Annotated in this window: 14 protein-coding genes and 1 pseudogene; 7 read left to right on the top strand and 8 right to left on the bottom strand. The window is 64.6% G+C overall.

Annotated elements, in window-relative coordinates; genetic code table 11:
- Positions 1 to 3 precede the first annotated feature (3 nt).
- The gene (locus ACQY5A_RS15475) at positions 4 to 666 is read right to left on the bottom strand and encodes a hypothetical protein (protein ID WP_428341202.1); all 663 of its coding nucleotides are present in this window, start codon (positions 664 to 666) and stop codon (positions 4 to 6) included.
- A gap of 634 nt (positions 667 to 1,300) precedes the next feature.
- Here ACQY5A_RS15475 and ACQY5A_RS15470 point away from each other — a divergent pair.
- Positions 1,301 to 3,112: a hypothetical protein gene (locus tag ACQY5A_RS15470; protein WP_428341201.1), complete on the top strand. Its 1,812-nt coding sequence runs from the start codon at positions 1,301 to 1,303 to the stop codon at positions 3,110 to 3,112.
- A 632-nt stretch (positions 3,113 to 3,744) separates the two neighbouring features.
- Here ACQY5A_RS15470 and ACQY5A_RS15465 read toward each other — a convergent pair.
- Positions 3,745 to 4,005, bottom strand: a complete 261-nt coding sequence (locus tag ACQY5A_RS15465) for a hypothetical protein (protein ID WP_428341200.1) — start codon at positions 4,003 to 4,005, stop codon at positions 3,745 to 3,747.
- A gap of 6 nt (positions 4,006 to 4,011) precedes the next feature.
- On the bottom strand, positions 4,012 to 4,365 hold the full coding sequence (locus tag ACQY5A_RS15460; protein ID WP_428341199.1) for a hypothetical protein: 354 nt from the start codon (positions 4,363 to 4,365) through the stop codon (positions 4,012 to 4,014).
- 745 nt (positions 4,366 to 5,110) lie between these two features.
- Between ACQY5A_RS15460 and ACQY5A_RS15455 the strand changes: the two genes are divergently transcribed.
- The 6 genes and pseudogenes from ACQY5A_RS15455 to ACQY5A_RS15430 all read left to right on the top strand — a co-directional run.
- Positions 5,111 to 7,750, top strand: a complete 2,640-nt coding sequence (locus ACQY5A_RS15455; protein WP_428341198.1) for a LuxR C-terminal-related transcriptional regulator — start codon at positions 5,111 to 5,113, stop codon at positions 7,748 to 7,750.
- An 86-nt stretch (positions 7,751 to 7,836) separates the two neighbouring features.
- A complete protein-coding gene (locus ACQY5A_RS15450; protein ID WP_428341197.1) occupies positions 7,837 to 8,046 on the top strand; it encodes a hypothetical protein in 210 nt (69 codons plus the stop codon).
- Positions 8,047 to 8,103: 57 nt separating this feature from the next.
- Entirely contained in the window at positions 8,104 to 10,737 is a 2,634-nt protein-coding gene (locus ACQY5A_RS15445; protein WP_428341196.1) for a LuxR C-terminal-related transcriptional regulator, read from the top strand.
- A gap of 113 nt (positions 10,738 to 10,850) precedes the next feature.
- On the top strand, positions 10,851 to 12,242 hold the full coding sequence (locus ACQY5A_RS15440; RefSeq protein ID WP_428341195.1) for an FAD-dependent oxidoreductase: 1,392 nt from the start codon (positions 10,851 to 10,853) through the stop codon (positions 12,240 to 12,242).
- Positions 12,243 to 12,346: 104 nt separating this feature from the next.
- A complete protein-coding gene (locus ACQY5A_RS15435) occupies positions 12,347 to 13,093 on the top strand; it encodes an alpha/beta fold hydrolase (protein ID WP_428341194.1) in 747 nt (248 codons plus the stop codon).
- A gap of 293 nt (positions 13,094 to 13,386) precedes the next feature.
- A pseudogene (locus ACQY5A_RS15430) lies at positions 13,387 to 13,683 on the top strand (helix-turn-helix domain-containing protein); the annotation flags it as partial.
- A 367-nt stretch (positions 13,684 to 14,050) separates the two neighbouring features.
- Here the strand turns inward: ACQY5A_RS15430 and ACQY5A_RS15425 are convergent.
- The 5 genes from ACQY5A_RS15425 to ACQY5A_RS15405 form a co-directional block, all read right to left on the bottom strand.
- Entirely contained in the window at positions 14,051 to 14,317 is a 267-nt protein-coding gene (locus ACQY5A_RS15425; protein WP_428341193.1) for a hypothetical protein, read from the bottom strand.
- Entirely contained in the window at positions 14,314 to 14,769 is a 456-nt protein-coding gene (locus ACQY5A_RS15420) for a hypothetical protein (protein ID WP_428341192.1), read from the bottom strand. The genes ACQY5A_RS15425 and ACQY5A_RS15420 overlap by 4 nt, the downstream gene beginning before the upstream one ends.
- 10 nt (positions 14,770 to 14,779) lie before the next feature.
- Complete coding sequence (locus tag ACQY5A_RS15415) at positions 14,780 to 15,211, bottom strand: MarR family winged helix-turn-helix transcriptional regulator (protein WP_428341191.1); 432 nt, start codon at positions 15,209 to 15,211, stop codon at positions 14,780 to 14,782.
- A gap of 527 nt (positions 15,212 to 15,738) precedes the next feature.
- Positions 15,739 to 16,428, bottom strand: coding sequence for an SDR family oxidoreductase (locus tag ACQY5A_RS15410; protein ID WP_428341190.1), 690 nt, complete (start codon positions 16,426 to 16,428; stop codon positions 15,739 to 15,741).
- A 92-nt stretch (positions 16,429 to 16,520) separates the two neighbouring features.
- Positions 16,521 to 16,667 carry a GMC oxidoreductase gene (locus ACQY5A_RS15405; protein WP_428341189.1) on the bottom strand — a complete coding sequence of 49 codons (147 nt, stop codon included), beginning with the start codon at positions 16,665 to 16,667 and terminating at the stop codon, positions 16,521 to 16,523.
- Positions 16,668 to 16,939 lie beyond the last annotated feature (272 nt).

The following is a 16,939-nucleotide window of genomic DNA, read 5'->3' as shown; positions in this document are numbered from 1 at the left end:
GTGTCAGGGCGGCGAAGTGGTGACCAGCGCGATGCCTTGGTCGGCCAACCACAGCCGCGCCGCGGACAGCCGGGCGGCACGTTTCTGCGCCGCGTCGCCGGGTCCACCTCCTGGCCAGCCAGTGTCGTCGAATGCCGCTTGCGAAAGCACCCAACACACGACGCGGTCGAACCGTACGTTCGGCGCACCCCGAGGAGGTGCGGTGATCGCGTAGTGCGAGGCGACCTGTCGGGCCGTTTGGCTTTGCTGTAATAAAGCCTTGGGTGACGCATCCGGGCTCGCGACGACGAAGGCGACAATCACCGGCAGAACCGTCGGCGCCGTGTCCTGATCCACGGCGGGCGGTGCGCTGAAGGTGACCGTCACGGCCAACGTGTCGGCGCCGTGGCCGTTGCGGCCCTGATCGGCGACCTCGGCGGCGGCAATGACGCCGGAGCCCGAACCCACGCGCACGACCACCGAGCCGACCCACACCGCGTCCGGACCGGGACTCGGCAAAGCGAGGTCCACTTTGTCGTACACGGCGGTTGTCGGCCCGACCACGAGGTCAGGGTCGATTTCGTAGGCCGTCGCTGCGATCTCGAGGAGTTGTTCGGACTGTAGAAGCGTGGGCCGCGCCGTGGGATCGGCGAGCTTCAACAGCGTCTGGTCCGTGCTGTTCATCATTGCCGCTTCTCCTGCGTCACTTCGCTAAGACCGTCTTGCTGCGGCATGCATTTGATGAGCGGCGGAGCCGTGCTCGTGATCGAGGCGGGCAGAGTACTTCGCGCGGTCGTGGGAGTTGGTGTAAGCCGACGGCGTGTTGTTGTGCACCTTGAAGCCATGACCCCGCTGCGACCGATCAGCATGACGCCGGTTCCCTCGCTGGAACCCGGCCGGTTGTGATGATCTCGGCGCACATCAACTGACGGCGCGCAATTCGACATAGCAACCTGCTCCTGACGGCTTTGATTGGCTGGGTGCGAATGTAAGTCGCTGAACCAGAGCAGGAATGAGTACCGCGGTACTCGAATTGCCGTAGTGAACCCACCAACCGGCGACTGAAGCGGCAACGCGAGCCACGCTTTACGGGGTGACAACCCTGCCTGGCAGACCAGTAATCCGCAGCGAATCGACATTCGGCCTCTACGTAAAGCAAACCGAGTAGTCGACTACCTAACACCCCACCCTGGCGCCGGCAGACAATACCTCTATGGTGCCCGACGGCATCGATTCCAACGAAGCAGCGTTGCGCAAACTGTTAAAGGCCCATTCGCTAGTGCTGCGACTAATAGCGGCCGAGGTTGCATAGGGGAAAGACATGCTGAAGCTGCGCGTGGTGGACAACGGCGATCATGCCGGCTTGATGTGGTTCCCAGACGATGGCCAGAAGATCGCGGGCTGTCGCGGCTTCGCCATCCAACGCAAGCTGACGCGCGGCGGTATCGAGACCACGAGCTGGCTCGCCAACCACATCGGCTTCACCGAGAACGCACCGCCGCCCCCGGCTGGGTTCGAGTGGCGTTGGCCGATCCAGCGGTATCTCTGGTCTGACTACGCCGTCACGACCGGCGATGTCGTCGTCTACCGCGTCGCTCCAGTCTGTGGAGCGGACGCGGCCGATCTGGCGGTGAACGAGGCCTCCGCTACGCCCTGGAGCGACGAGCAGCAGATCACCGGCCAGGACGGGCGCACCATCTCGGCCTACTTCAATCGCGGGATTATCGCCTCACAATGGGTGGCGCGGGAACTAGCCGCCGAAGCCGCCGCTCAGACCACCAAAGGTTCGCCCAGGGCCGAGCTGATGGCAGCGATCCAGGACCCGAACAACAATCTTCGCAAGGCGCTCGGGGGCCTGCTGCGCACACAGCTGATCAAGCTGCTCAGCGACGCGGCGGCCGGGACCGGACACGTCTATGCCTCGCTCTACGAACTGAATGACCCCGAGGTGCTCACCCAGTTCAAGGCGCTGGGCGCGCGTCTTTCGCTGTTGCTCGGCAACGGCGCGTTCAAGCCGCCGACCAACGACGAGAACCAAGACGTTCGCGCCGACCTGAAAGCCAACAGCCAGGTGCACGTCTTCGACCGCATGGTCTCCAGCGGTCATTTCGCCCACAACAAATTCATCGTGTTCTGCGATGCAAATGATGCGCCGCAATCGGTCTGGACCGGCAGCACCAACACCACCGAGACCGGCCTCTGCACCCAGGCCAACAACGGCATCCTGATCAACGATGCGGCGGTGGCCGGCGCCTATCTCGACGCCTGGAATCGGCTGCACACGGCGGGCAACACCTATCCTGCGCCGCTGGTTAAGGCCAATTCGTTCGCTCGCAATTTCCAGGTGACGCGCGATGACGGCGGCGCCGACCAGGTGTCGGCCTGGTTCGCCGCCACCGACGCGGGCGAGGACATGACTCAGGCGCGCACCGTCATCAACGGCGCCAAGCAGGGTCTGCTGTTCCTGTTCTTCAACCCCGGCATCTTCGAGCAGGATCCAAGCGATTGGACGCTGCTGCAGTCCGTGCTCAACCGCCATGCGCCGGCACCCAATCCCGACCTCGACGCCAGCCTCTACATCCGTGGCGTGGTCAATCAAGAGATCAAGGGCCTGACGGACGCTCCGCCGACAGACGGCGCGCCGGCGGCGCCGATGGACCCCAGCGCACCCACTCATCCGGTGGCCCTGTTCACCGGCGGAGCGACGCCGCCGATCCGGCTCAGCAAGGACGTGTTGGTCCCGGCGAACGTCAAAAACAAATACCACGACTGGGAGGCTGAATTGAAAGGCGCGTCCAGCGTAATGATCCACAGCAAGGTGGTAGTCGCCGACCCGTTCGGGGACCACCCGGTAGTGATGACGGGCTCGCACAACATGGGCATGAAGGCGAGCCGTGCGAACGACGACAACCTCATCATCATCGAGGGCAACAATGCGCTGGCGCAGGCCTATGCGCTGAACATCATCGCTATCTTCCAGGAGTACCGCTGGCGCCAGTACGTCAACGCGCATACGGCGGATCCGACCGCCTGGCACGGCCTAGAGGACAACGAAACCTGGCAAGACGGCCACTTGCAGGCCGACGCCGCAGAGCTGAAATTCTGGCTCGGCGACGCACCCACACCGCCCTAGGCTGCCAAACAGCGAGAATCGATCACGAGCCCGTTTCTGATCAGATCGGGGACAGACGTCGCAATTAGGTACAGCACCGTGACACTGCCCGACGACATCGCCGCGCTGGCAGAATCGATCGTCAACAACACATATAGCTAACCGTCTACTATCACACCGACAAGCCCGCCCCAGTACCGGAATCTTCGAGTACGACTGCAAACGAATTCGCCGCCACCGACTTTTCGTCTCGGGTTAGCGCGATGGTTCATTAACATGGGACGGAAAGAATCGGGATGTTACTTCTGGGTCAAGGGCCGCGGGCGGTCATATTAATGTGGTATTAGTGCCCAACAAGTTGTTGTAGTCGCTCTAACTCCCGCTGCAGGTCTTCGCGACGAGCTTTAAGCGCCCGTGCTTCCTCCAATTTATTGTTGGTTTCAAGACAGTCTTCGAGTGCCATCATGCCAGTTACAACCCCCGCCGCAGACGCGAGTACTCCTGCCACTGCGGCCACCGTTAGCGTCCCGGCGGAGGCGACGTCGATTGCCACCGACCCAGCGACACCGAACCACGTCGCCGCTACTGCAGCTTTCTGGATTCCACATGCCATGAATGCAAACTCCTCATGTTGTCGAAAGTGTCAATCGTCTTTAGTTATTAATCTCTTGCTTAAGCCGATCCACTTCTTCTTGCAGCTTGTCTACTTCTTCTCGCAGCGCCTCGATATTACCGATTTGATTCAGCTCGGCGCACTTCGTCAACTCCTCCATTGCGCCAAGAAGTCCCAGCGCCGCAGCAATCCAGCCTATAACACCTGTGAAGGTTATCGTTTTGCCCGTAGAAGAGACGAGCGATTTCGTTAACGAACCAAATGATTTTGCGACGCTGCGATTTTCAGCTCCACAAGGCATGGCGATTCACGCGACCGGATCGTCGGTAAACACGGCTGGGTCGACTCCGATAGCTGAAAGCCAGTCATCGAAGTCGGGGTGCTGGGATATTAGCGTCAGAGCTGGAAAGTCGTCGGCCGCACCGATAAAGGTGTCCGTTGCGGCGTCATAGCCGGTAGCAGGTTTGGCCGCGGCCTCCCGTCCTGCTAGCGCGCCTTCAAGCCAAACCCTGCTTACGTTGTTGGTCGTCTCTTGATCCAAGCCTAAACCGGAAAAGTCCGGGGGAACTGGTTGATCATCGTTGGGATTGTTGGTTCCATAATCAAATCCTTGAGCCCAGGCCTCTTCGTAATTTGCTTGCCCGGCGTACGGGTTATCCATGCTGCCTTCCCTATTTATTGTCGACTTACGGTGTTGGACAAAAGGGTGGCCGCTGTACTGATTGCGGCCCATTGACACTCACGCCCGGTTCGGCAGGTGGTTTGGTTTTGATTGACAACGGAGCGATCAGCAGCGCCCGAAGATCCAACGTGGATCAGTTCGTCCATTGTTAGCATTCCTCCCGCGATGAGATGCGGCCCGTCCGAGCATCGACCTGCGTCCGGGGGTCGCCATGAGTAGTCGACTACTCGATTTTCGCCCACCAGCGCCCTGCCCGGCCGGGCCGCGGTGGTGGCGCCCCGGAATGGTCGCGCAGCGACGCGTTGGGATAGCCGAACAAATCACAGCGCACAGCGCTGCGCGGGCCGCGTCAGTGTACAAACGGTGCCCGATTCGGCTCGGTGTTGACACCGCCTGTGCGACACCACGATTAACGGGCCGCTTCGCTTCGAGCACCGCCGCGTCCGATATGGCGCCCAGCGCGGGCCCGTCCCGGGGCACCAGCTGCGACCAGATCGATCATCACATCCCAGTGGGAGCCGACGTGTCGCTCCCGCTCGAGGCTGAACCCATGCCACTTGATTGCCCTGTCGTGAGTAGCGCGAGCTCAGTGGACGAGACCGGGCGTTGAGCACATGTCGGTGGTCGAGGTGAGTCCCGCCCGCGGCGACCGGTCACGGGTGTTCGGCATCCGAATCGCCTCGACAAGCGCCGCAAAGCATTGCGACGGTTTACTATTCGACATATGACCAACTGGGCGTTGACCGGTCGTGCCGCAGAACGCCTCACCATCGATGCCGCTTTGGGCGCCGACAGCTCCTACCGCGGGGTGGCCATCGTCGGTGCCGCGGGTGTAGGGAAGACACGTCTGGCACACGAAACGGCCGCTGCCGCAGCAGGACGCGGTTGGGTGATTCGCGAGGTCATGGGAACGACTGCGGCCCGCGCGATTCCGATGGGCGTGTTCGCGCAATGGACCGACGGAGCCGCAACGGATCCTCTGCATCTGGTGCGTCACGTCATCGACGCGGTCAGCTCCACACCGGACAACAGTCCCGTCCTCGTCGTCGTCGACGACGCGCATCTGCTGGACGAGATCTCCGCCTTCACCGTCATGCAGCTCGTGGTGCGCCAAAAGGCGTGTGTGGTGGCCACCATCCGGGCCGGGCAGGTGGCACCCGACGCCATCAATGCGTTATGGAAGGACAGGCACGTGGCGCGCTTGGACGTGTATCCCCTGTCGCGCAGCGATACCGATCGCCTACTGACCTGTGCACTGGGCGGCCCGGTCGGCGCGCGGTGCGCTGAGCGCGTCTGGGAGCTCACGCGCGGCAACGCTCTGTTCATTCATCAGATCGTCGAACACGAAGTCCACGCTGGACGTCTGACATTCAGTGGCCAGCAGTGGCAGTGGACCAACCACGCGACATTGCCGGCCGCCCTGATCGACATTGTCGGAGTCCAAGTCGGTGAACTCAGTCAGCCGATCCGCGACGTCATCGACCTCGTCGCCGTCGCCGAGCCGGTCGAACTGGAGTATGTCGAGGCCATCTGTAATTCGGCCGCCATCGAAGAAGCCGAGCGGCGTGGCCTGATCACCATCTCACCGACCGGCGACCCAATTGTTCGGATGGGACACCCGCTGTACGGCGAGGTGCAGCGTACCCAGTCAGGGCCGTTGCGGCTCAGCCACTTACGGGGCCGGCTGGCTCACTGCATGGCGTCGACGGTTGCGCATCGCGAGCCAGCAGATCCGCTGCGGCTCGGTGTGCTGTGGCTCGAGTCTGACCTGTCCCCCAACCAGGACATCCTCGCCGTCGCCGCCTGGACGGCGATCATGCGTCTGGATCTTGCGCTCACTGAGCGGCTCGCCGAGGCGGCGATCGGCGCCGGCGCAGGGATCGATGTCCAAATCCTGCGCGCCCAGATGCTGATCCTGCTCAACCGGGGCACCCCTGCCGCGGCGTTGCTCGATTCCATCCTCACCGGTGAGCTGCCGGACCCGCTGCGTGCCACCGTTGTGGTGTTGCGTGCCGCCAATCTGTTGTGGATTCTGTCGCAGCCCGAGGAGTCGTGGAACGTCATCGACGATGGTCTTGCCGTCGAGGCCGGTGTGGTGGCCCAAGCGTTGTTGGCCTTCCGATCGGTGCAGTTGGTCACCGCGGCTCGACCCACCGAGGCGCTCGCCTTGGCCGCGGACGTCGAGCGGGTTGCACTGCCGCCGATGCCCGCAATGCTTGCTTTGTGGGCGCAGACCATCGCGGCCGGTGATGCCGGGCAATCGCAACGCGCCGACGAGCTCGCCCGGGAAGGTTACGCGCTGGCGGCAACCGCCCCTGAAATCAGTTACGAAACAGTCACTCTCGCCTGCTTTCACGTCGCCAGCTTGAGTCTGGCCGGTGACCTCGCGCAGGCCCGGATGGTGGCCGAACGCACTCTCACCCAACAAGCCGATATGCCCGGGATCACCCGGTCGGTCGCCACCGCCATCACCGGCATGGCGGCCCTCTACCGCGGCGACCTGTCTTCCGCGGTGGACTGCTTGAGCTCCGCAGTCGCAGAGTTCGGCGCTCATGGCGGTGGTGATGGAGTGTCCTATCACGCCAACGGAATGTCCTACCAATTCCTGATCCTGCATGCCGAGGCACTCGCTCGCGCCGGCAACGCCGAAGCTGCCCGCGGCGCGCTCACCCTGATGCGGCAGAACCGTCCGCCGGCATGGGACTACATCGAGTCCGACAACCTTCTAGCCGCGGCCTGGGTCGCCGCTGCCGAAGGCCATCCCGTCGAGGCCCGCCGCCTGGCCAACCTGGCCGCGCTGTTTGCGGGCCGCCATGACCAGTGGGCCCGAGAAGTCCTCGCGTTGCAGACGGCGGTGCAGTTCGGCGAAATCGACCACGCGCACGTTGAGCGACTCGAGCACCTCGTCGGCGTCGTCGACGGGCCCCGTGCCGGGCTTGTGGCCCGGTGGGCGCGCGCTCGGCTGCTCGACAACGGTGACGACCTGCTGGAGGTGGCCGCGGGTCTGGAATCCATCGGCGACCGCATTGCCGCCGCCGACGCCGCGGCCCACGCAACGGTGGCCTTTACCCGACACCAACGCCTGGGTGCAGCTTTCGCGGCAAGCATGCGCGCCCGGCGGATTACCGACGAATGTGGGGCCATCACCCTGGCCACCCGTGACGCCGCGGTACCGCTTGCGCTGACCCCCCGCGAACACGAGGTCGCCGTCCTCGTCGGGAAGGGCTTGACCAACAAGCGCATCGCCCACAGCCTGAGCCTATCGGCACGCACCATCGAGGGACACGTGTATCGGATCTGCTGCAAGTTCGGAGTCGGCAGCCGCAACGAGCTCGCGGAGATCATGACCGAATGCTTCAGCTGATGATGTGACTCCGCGCCTTGGCCGCGCGACGGTTTCAGGTAGCGCGCTACGCCAGCTGATCGTGGCTTGCCGCGCACCATGGAGACGTGGAGTCTTGTGATCAGCATCCCGATCCCTACGAAGCGGCGTTACGGCTTTTACCGGAAGCCCATTCACTCGTGCTGCGCCTCCATGACGCGGGGGTAGCCGACGAGGTGGTATGCGAATATCTCCACATCGAACCCGAGGGCTTCGACACCCTGTTGTCGGTGGCCCGCCAGAAGTTGGCCAACGAGCTGACCAAGATCGGGCAGTAACCACAAACACGCGTCTTGTCGCGGCAGTTGCCGGATCAGCCTTTACCATCAGCATCCATGGGCGGATGGCCACTCACCGGCCGCGATGAGGAACTGGACGCCATCACCGATGTGATCGCGACCCGCGGTGGATACCGAGGCGTGGGGATCGTCGGACCGGCCGGCGTCGGCAAGACCCGCTTGGCACACGAAGCTGCTACTGCTGCCGGCGCGCGCGGATGGGCGGTGCGCTGGATCATCGGAACCGCCACCACCCGCGGAATCCCGATGGGTGCATTCGCGGAGTGGACCGACGGACTGGACGGAAACCCACTGCGGCTGGTCCGCCAGATCACCGACGCCCTCACCGCCACGGTCGTCGACGCCGAGTTGTTGATCGCCGTCGACGACGCGCAGCTGCTCGACGACCTGTCGGCGTTCGTCCTGCGGCAACTCGTGGTGAACGGAGCCGCCGCCGTGGTGGCCACCATCCGGTCGGGGGGACCTGTCCCGGAGCCGGTGACAGCGCTGTGGAAGGAAGGTCATCTGCGGCGCCTGGACCTGCAGCCGCTCTCCCAGCATGAAAGTGATCGGTTGCTGCACGCCGCACTGGGCAGCCCCGTCAGCGCGGATTGCTCTGGACGGCTCTGGGATAAGACCCGCGGCAACGTGCTCTATCTGCGACAGCTGGTAAGTCAAGAACGCGATGCCGGTCGCCTTCTGGCCCGCGGCGGTCTGTGGCACTGGAGCGGGCACCTCGACGTCAGTCCCACGCTGATCGATCTGGTGGAAATGCATCTCGGCGCCACCACCGAGCCTGTCCACGACGTCGTCGACCTGGTGGCAGTGGCCGCGCCGCTGGAACGCGCATGCCTCGCCGAACTGGCCGACCCCGTTCTGGTCGACGAAGCCGAACGTCGCGGCCTCATCGCGGCGGCAGGCGACGTCGTGATCGTCGGTCATCCGTTGTACGGCGAGGTCCGGCTGGCGCGCGCAGGTCGGATCCGGCTGCGCCGGTTACGTGGTCGCGTGGCCTCAACGCTGGCTCGTGACCCGAGGGCTGACCCGGTTCGCGTCGGCATGCTCTGGCTGGAGTCCGACCGCGACCCCGATCCCGGCTTGTTTCGACGGGCGGCCGAACAGGCCACCGTTCGGCTGGATTTGGTGTTGGCAGAGCGCTTCGCCGACGCTGCCGCGTCCGGCGGTGCGGGACCGGACGCGCAGATCATGCAGGCCCACCTGCTGGTTCTTCTCAACCAGGGCGGGGAGGCCGACCGTCTGCTCACCAGCATTGACCGGCAGACCATCTCGGAAGCACAGTGGGCCAACGTGCTGCACCTGCGCGCGGCCAACCTGTTGTGGCCGTTGACCCAGCCCGCGGCCGCTGCGGAGCTCATCGAGACCGCGCTCGCCGAGGCGGCGCCCTCTCCCACGCTGACCGCGCCCCTGCGGGCGGTGCGCGCGGTGCAGCTGGCGATGGCGGCTCGCCCAGCCGAGGTCCCCGAAGTGATGAACGGGGTGGACCGTTCGCAGCTCGGGGTGCTGCCGGCCTTGGTCGCAGTGTGGGGTCTGACCATTGCCTACGGAGATCTCGGATCCCCCAGCCTGGCTGCCGAGTACGCCGGCGAGGGTTATCTGCTAGCCGCAAGTTCGCCGGAGGCGACCTATCAGGGCGTCGGGCTGGCCGAATTCCATTTATGCGCGCTGGCATTCGCGGGTCTGCTCGACGATGCCCGCACTGTGGCGGAGCGCACCTTCCAGCAATGCGCTGAGGCACCCGGCATCTCGCGGTCGGTCGCTGGTGCCGTGAAGGGACTGGCGGCACTGTTGACCGGCGATCTGCGGACCGCGCTGGCCTGCCTGCAACCCGCGTGTGCGGTCTTCGAGGCCTACGGTGATACGACGGGTGTCTTCTATCGATTCAGCATCGTGTGCACCGAGGCGGTGGCCCGCTCCGGCGACGCGGCCGCCGCGCTGGATGTTCAGGCCAAGATGCACGCCAGCCGCCATCCCACCTTCTCCTTCGTCCAATCCGACAGCCTGATTGCCGACGCATGGGTGGCCGCCGGCCGCAGCCGGATCACCGCCGCGCAGATGCTGGCCCGCCGGGCAGCGGAATTCGCCCGCGACCACACACAGCGGTCGCGAGAAGTGTGGTGCCTGCAGACGCTGGTGCAGTTCGGTGACCGGGACCCCGCGATCGCCGCCCGCCTCGACGAACTCGCGGAGGTGGTCGACGGTCCCCGCGCCCGGTTGGCTGCCCGCTACGCGCACGCACTGGCAAACGATAACGCAGATGCGCTCAACCAGGCGGCAGCTGAACTGCAGCGGATGGGCGATCATCTCGCCGCCGCCGACGCCTTCGCGCAGGCCAGCGCGGCATACACCCACCAGGGGCGCCGAGGGTCCGCACTGACCGCCGCCGAGCACGCAGCCGCCATCATGGGCCCCCGCGGCGCGGTCAGCCCCGCCACACGTGCCGTGATGGCTCCCCTACCGCTGACCCCGCGTCAACGGGAGATCGCCACGATGGTCGCCGACGGGATGTCCAACTACGACATCGCAGACAGTCTGGCCATACCGGTACGCACCGTGGAAGGCCACATCTACCGCGCGACCACCGCGCTCGGCCTCGCCAACCGTCAAGCGCTAGCGGCAGTCGTCACCGAATCCGCGCCAAGAAAGCAACCGCCCCAACCTAAAAGCGAGTAGCCCACTACGCAGACCGCGGCTGTGCACGCGAGACAAACTGACCTAAACCAAATCAAGGTCAGGAGTGATTAATGGCCAAGCTCGGTGAGCATGCGGTAGTTCTAGGAGCGAGCATGGGCGGACTGCTCGCCGCCAGGGTGCTTGCCGACTTCTTCCGAACCGTCACCGTGGTCGAACGGGATGTATTGCCCGACGGAACTGCCAACCGGCGTGGCGTGCCCCAAGGCCGACATCCGCATGCGCTGCTGGCGCGCGGCGCCCAGACCTTGGGCGAGTTCTTCCCGGGGATTTTCGATGAGCTGGTCGGTGACGGTGCGCCCGTGTGGGACGACGCCGAATACGCCCGGCTTTTTCTCTCCTTCAATGGGCACCTGATGCCGCGCTCCGGCAAGGTCGCAGTCGACGATCCGAAGGCCTTCGCGATGTATCAGCCGAGCAGGCCGCTGCTGGAAGGCCACGTTCGGCGACGCCTTCGGGCGTTGGAGAATGTGACCATCCTCGACGGACACGATGTGGCCGAGCTGACATCGACGGCGGATCACAAGCGCGTCAACGGTGTTCGGATAGTCGAACGCGACGACGGCGCCGAAAAGGAGTTGACCGCGGACCTCGTCGTGGACGCCATGGGCCGCGCCGCACACACCCCTTCCCTTCTGCAAAGCCTCGGTTATGGCCGGCCCGTCGAGGATCACATCATCACGCACACCACTTACGTCAGCCAACCGCTGCGCATTCCGCCGGGCACCCTGAAAGAGATGCTGGTGCTCATCAGCCCTACCCCTGACCGACCGACCGGGATGTTTCTGGTCAACAACGAGAACGACACCTGGATCTTTACGGTCTGCGGCATGGTGGGTCACGAACCCCCCCGCGATTTGGCCGGCATGCTGTCTTTCGCGCAGGATTACGCCCCAGCGCACCTGCTGGCGGCGGTACGCACCGGTGAACCACTCGCGCCGGTGGTGCAACACCGGCTACCGTCCAGCCAATGGCGACGCTTTGACAAGATGCGGCGATTCCCCGACGGCCTGCTCGTGACCGGTGATGCGATGTGCAGCTTCAACCCGATCTACGGCCAAGGAATGTCGGTGGCCGCGATGGATGCTCTGGCACTGCGGGAGGCGTTGGGCCGCGGCGTCAACGGCCTGCCGCGGCGCTACTTTCGGGCTGCGGCGAAATCGATCGGGGTGGCGTGGGGACTCGGGGCGGGTACTGACCTGGCGTGCCCGAAGGTCGAAGGACGACGAACGGCCTCGATGCGAATGACCAACCGGTACGCGAACTGGGTGCTCAGCGCCTGTGAGACCGACGCCGTGGTGCATGCCCAGTTCTTCAAGGTAACCGGCCTTATCGACCCGCCTGCCCGGCTCTTCAACCCGTCGTTCATTTACCGGGTTGCAACCGTCAACCGGCGTCGCCGGCAAGGTAACTCGAAGTCCGCGCCGGCGGTCGCGATTGGCCTAGCGGACGGACGTGCGCCGCTTCCCGATAGCTTGTCGGATTAGTCGCTTATGACCCGAAGCGGCCGCCCTTATCACCGGCGCCGTAGCGATCACCCCTGGTCGCCAAGCGGCCGCTCCCAGCACTGCGCCATGCCAAGATGTGAACGATGACGGTTGTTCTGGTGCACGGCAATCCGGAGACGAACGCGATCTGGGGTCCGTTGGTCGATGCTCTCGGGCGCGAGGATGTGGTGCAGTTGTCACCCCCGGGATTCGGTGCCCCACTGCCCGACGACTTTTCGGCAACGTACCTTGCCTACCGTGACTGGCTCGAAGACGAGCTCGAGGCTATCGACGGGCCGGTCGACCTCGTCGGACACGACTGGGGCGGCGGCCATGTGTTGAACCTGGTCATGCATCGACCCGAGCTGGTACGCAGCTGGGCCAGCGACGTGATCGGATTGTTCGACCCCGACTACGTCTGGCACGACCTCGCCCAGGTATGGCAGACGCCCGGCGATGGTGAGCAGCTGGTCGACACGATGCTAGGTGGCACGGTGCAGGACCGGGCTGCGCAGCTGACTGCGTTGGGTATACCGGTGGACATCGCGACGACGATCGCCGCAGCGCAGGGCCCGGAGATGGGTCGGGCGATCCTGTCGTTATACCGTTCGGCGCGCCAACCCGCGATGGCTGAGGCCGGGGGCGCGCTCGAGAACGCTCGGGCTCGACCCGGCCTATCCCTGATGGCCACGGAGGATCCCTACATCGGTTCCGATGACATCCGGCGGCGCGCGGCCGACCGAGCCGGCGCCCACACCGAGGTGCTTGACGGGCTGGGGCACTGGTGGATGGTGCAAGACCCCGCTCGCGGCGCGGCAGCGCTCAGCCGCTTCTGGGCATCACTCGATTAATGCGCAGGCTGCGGCCGAGTCACCTAAACCGAGTGTCGGTTCTCATTCTGTGTGTCACGTCGCGGCGCAGTGACTGCGACGATGCGTCGAGTCCTGCATCGTGTCATCTGGGTTGCGTCTCAGATTCGTGTCAAGTTTCTCGGTGGTGCTAACCGATACTTCGGTCACGCCCCCCGAAGAACTGGCCTTCGCTGCGACGTGGGAGCGACGACTGCCGGCCCCTCCCTTCGACGCGAAATCGGAATCGTGGCACCGTCCGCAATCGGCAGCCGAAAACCACCGGACTCGATGCGGTGCTGGGCTGGATTGAACTGCATTCCTACGAAAAGCTCTCGTTGCATGACATCGCCGCCCACGCGGCCACAAGCATTCGCACCTTAAACCGCCGATTTCAGGCTGAAACGGGACAAACGCCAACACAATGGCTCATCGGCGTGCGAATTCGCCACGCGCAGGAATTGCTGGAGCGCACGTCCGACAGCGTCGAAACCATCGGCTACCGAGTCGGTTTCGAGTCAGCGGCTAATTTCCGTGAACAATTCAAGCGGTTCTCCGGAGTGTCACCGCAGGCCTATCGCGCTACCTTTCGCGACCGCGGTGTCGGTTATCCGCCCGCTGAGCGCGATCTGCGTGGTTTTACACGCCCGACAGCTCAGACGGCAGCGGCGACCATTCGACACGTTGCAGGAACACCCGCATAGCGGAGGAAACTGGCACACGGTCCGACCGCCTGCGCACCAGCAAAACCGGACGCACCCGCCCGCAGCTGCGTTCAAAGCCGAAACACCAGAACGCAGGTCGATCGCCATAGCCTGCCAGTACTTTCGGCCATCGGACGCATGATCAAGACGTACTTCGCCGCTCACCGGTCGTCCACGACCGACGCGGCCTCTGCGATAAGACGGACTGTTTCGGCGGCGCTGATGGCGGGCGGACGTTGCAGGGTAGTGCCGAACCTCATGCGCTGCGCACCTCCCGCCGCACGTTGACCATCGTGAGCGGGCCGCTGAGTACCGGCACGAGCGCGCTGATACGGGTCCGCGTCGACAGGCCGCGACCGAGCAGCGCCGTGACAGCTACGGCCAGGTAGACGGCGCCGTGGGCCGGGCCCAGGACGCTCGCGACCGTGGGGTTGTGCACGGTGGCGAGGTTCATCAGTAGCACCAGGACGCTGACCATCTCAAGCACTGAGAGCACGGCCAGCGTGCGCAGCAGTGCGGTCATGCGGAGCTCGATCCAGGGCGAACGATCATGAGCACCACGACTGCCGCCCACAGCAGGTTGAAAATGCCACTGAGCATGCCGAGGCGGCGCAGCTCGACGCCGTCGTCGGGGCTGGCCAGGGCCTCTCGTTGGCGCGGCGTGATCTGCAGGGCGAGCAGGCCACCCGCGATGGCGGTGAGCACCATCGCGACGAGGACCCAGACCTCGGTCGTGCGTCGCTGTGCGACCGCGAGTGCGAGGCCGACGACGGGAATTACGAGCGCTAAGACGCCGTAGCGGCGGGTGATGCGGTGCAGCAGGCCGGCGGTATCGAAGCTCCGGCCGGCGTCCTCGGTGCCCGCGGCGGTGGCGGCCACCGGAGCGTACCGGGGAAACAGGCTGGTGGACAAGGCAACTGGGCCGACGAAAAGGATGCCCGCCAGAATATGGATCGACAAAAGAAACGATTTCATAACCTTCAGACTAGCTGAAGGTTGTCGGGTTACTCGATGCTATTTCCGCTATCTGGACGCGCAGCGCCTCGGTAAGCTCGGGGTGCTGCTCGGCGAACGCCGCGTCCAGACGGTTCACCGCGTCGGCGGCCCAAACCAGCACCGACTCCCCGGCCGCCGTCACCCGCAGGGTCGATGCGGACCCGGGGTGGGCGGTCCCGTCGTCAACGAGACCCGCCTCGACGAAGGCCATCACCATCGCGTGCGCACTCTGCACCGTGATGCGTGAGCGTCGGGCGAGCTCGCTGAAAGAGATGCCCGGCGTTGCCCGCACGTGCCCCAGCAGCCCGTACTTACGGGTGGTCAGCCCAATGGGCTTGAGGGCCTCAGCGAGCGCAGCCTCCCACACCCGGCCCACCGACAGCAGCATCACGGTAGGGCTGAAGGGCGGCACCTCGGACATGGGGGCAGGTTACCTGCCCTATCAGCGAGTTCAGCCGCAGCTCCGTTTTGATCCCCGGTCGAGGCCAGGGGCGCGTCGATGCGAATTCACCTCGGGTGCAGGGGCGCTGGCACACTGGGTCGGTGACGGTGGGGCGAGTTGTAGCGACGAGACCAAATGATGAACAGTTCCAAAGCTGTTTGGATTCGGTCGCATCCGATCCTCCTGGTGGACGGTGCGCAGCAACCTCTTGAATGATCGACTTCGCTCCGTCGAAATAGGCGTGTCGGACAGCGGCACCGCAATCGTCGACATGCCGGCGGCATCGGCGACCGCGCCGACTCTGAGCTCTGTTGGCCCTTTGTCGGCCAGCAACGCGATGGCCGCAGAAACCAGTCAAGCTAGGGCGGATTCACGATCGAGCCGAGGGTTACTCGGCTTGAGGCCAGACGTGGACGTCGACGCCGCCTTGACTGATTTCGGCATCGGTGTCGTCCCTGTCTATCCGGAGGCGCACAGTGTGTCGAAACTTCCAGCACCGTCGAGCGTTATGGTTGACCCGTCGGCGTGCCGAGTTGGGCTCGTACCTTGCGGGTCATGTCGTCGGCCAGCACCTCGTCCGCACCGGACTCCACGCCGTCAAGGACCTGGCGCACCACGTCGACCGGTGACGATTTCGGACTGTCAGCGGCGAAAGAGGCCATGTCGGTGTCGACCAGCCCCACATACACGCCGACCACCTGCACGCCTCGCGGCGCCAGTTCCCGGCGCATGGAGTTCGTCGCGCTCCACAGCGCCGCTTTGCTGACACCGTAGCTGGCGCCCACCGGCAGCCACGCCAACACCGATGCGACGTTGACGATCGCGCCGCAGCGTTCAGCGATCCGGTCGGCGAACGCCGACGCCAGCACCAACGGGCCGAACAGGTTGGTCTCCAACTGTTCTCGTAAACCTGCGGTGTCAGCCGACAACACGGAGGCGCCACGGAAGATGCCAGCGTTGTTGATCAGCACCGACACGTCGTCGGCCGATTGAGCGGCCGCCGCGACAGAGGCGGCATCAGTCACATCGAGGCGCAGCGCGACCACACGGGAATCGGTCCCCTCGATGGCGTCCGGGTTGCGGGCTGCGGCGTACACCTTCGCCACGCCGCGATCAAGCAATTGGGTGACGTATTCGCCGCCCATGCCGCGGTTGGCTCCGGTCACAAGGACGGTCTGATCGGCAAGAGTGGTCACTCGTGTCTCCTAACTTCGAGATTCGTTCATGGACAACGGAATTGGATACTGATCGAGGTGGGTACAACCGGAGTGGTCGGCGAGGGCGCCGGCTATGACGCGGAGACTTGAGCCATGGCGTATTCGGCAAGGGCGGTGATGGTCAGGGCGGGTTTGACGCCGGGGTTGGCCGGCATTGCCGAACCGTCGCAGATCAGCTTGTTCCGGTATCCGAAGACGCGCAAGTCCTTAACGATCACGCCGTGGGCTGGAGTGTCGACGATGACGGCGCCGCCGCAAAGGTCCTTGGTGAGGTGGTGTCGGCCAGCGCCTCGAGCACGTTGCTCTTGTAGCTGCCGATTCCAGGCCTCCGCCAAGACAACTGCAGGTTGTCATCCTGCGTGGCGCACGCTGATCGCTCTAACTGCTTCTCTGCAGAATTCTCATCGAAATGGCGGACCGGTTTTTCTCATCTTCGTGGCGAATCCTAGAACCGTACGGTCGTGCTGTAACCCCGCCTTACCTGACCGGC

Source organism: Mycobacterium sp., from assembly GCF_965277065.1.
GTDB lineage: Bacteria > Actinomycetota > Actinomycetes > Mycobacteriales > Mycobacteriaceae > Mycobacterium.
This window is presented reverse-complemented; position numbering and strand designations above follow the sequence as displayed.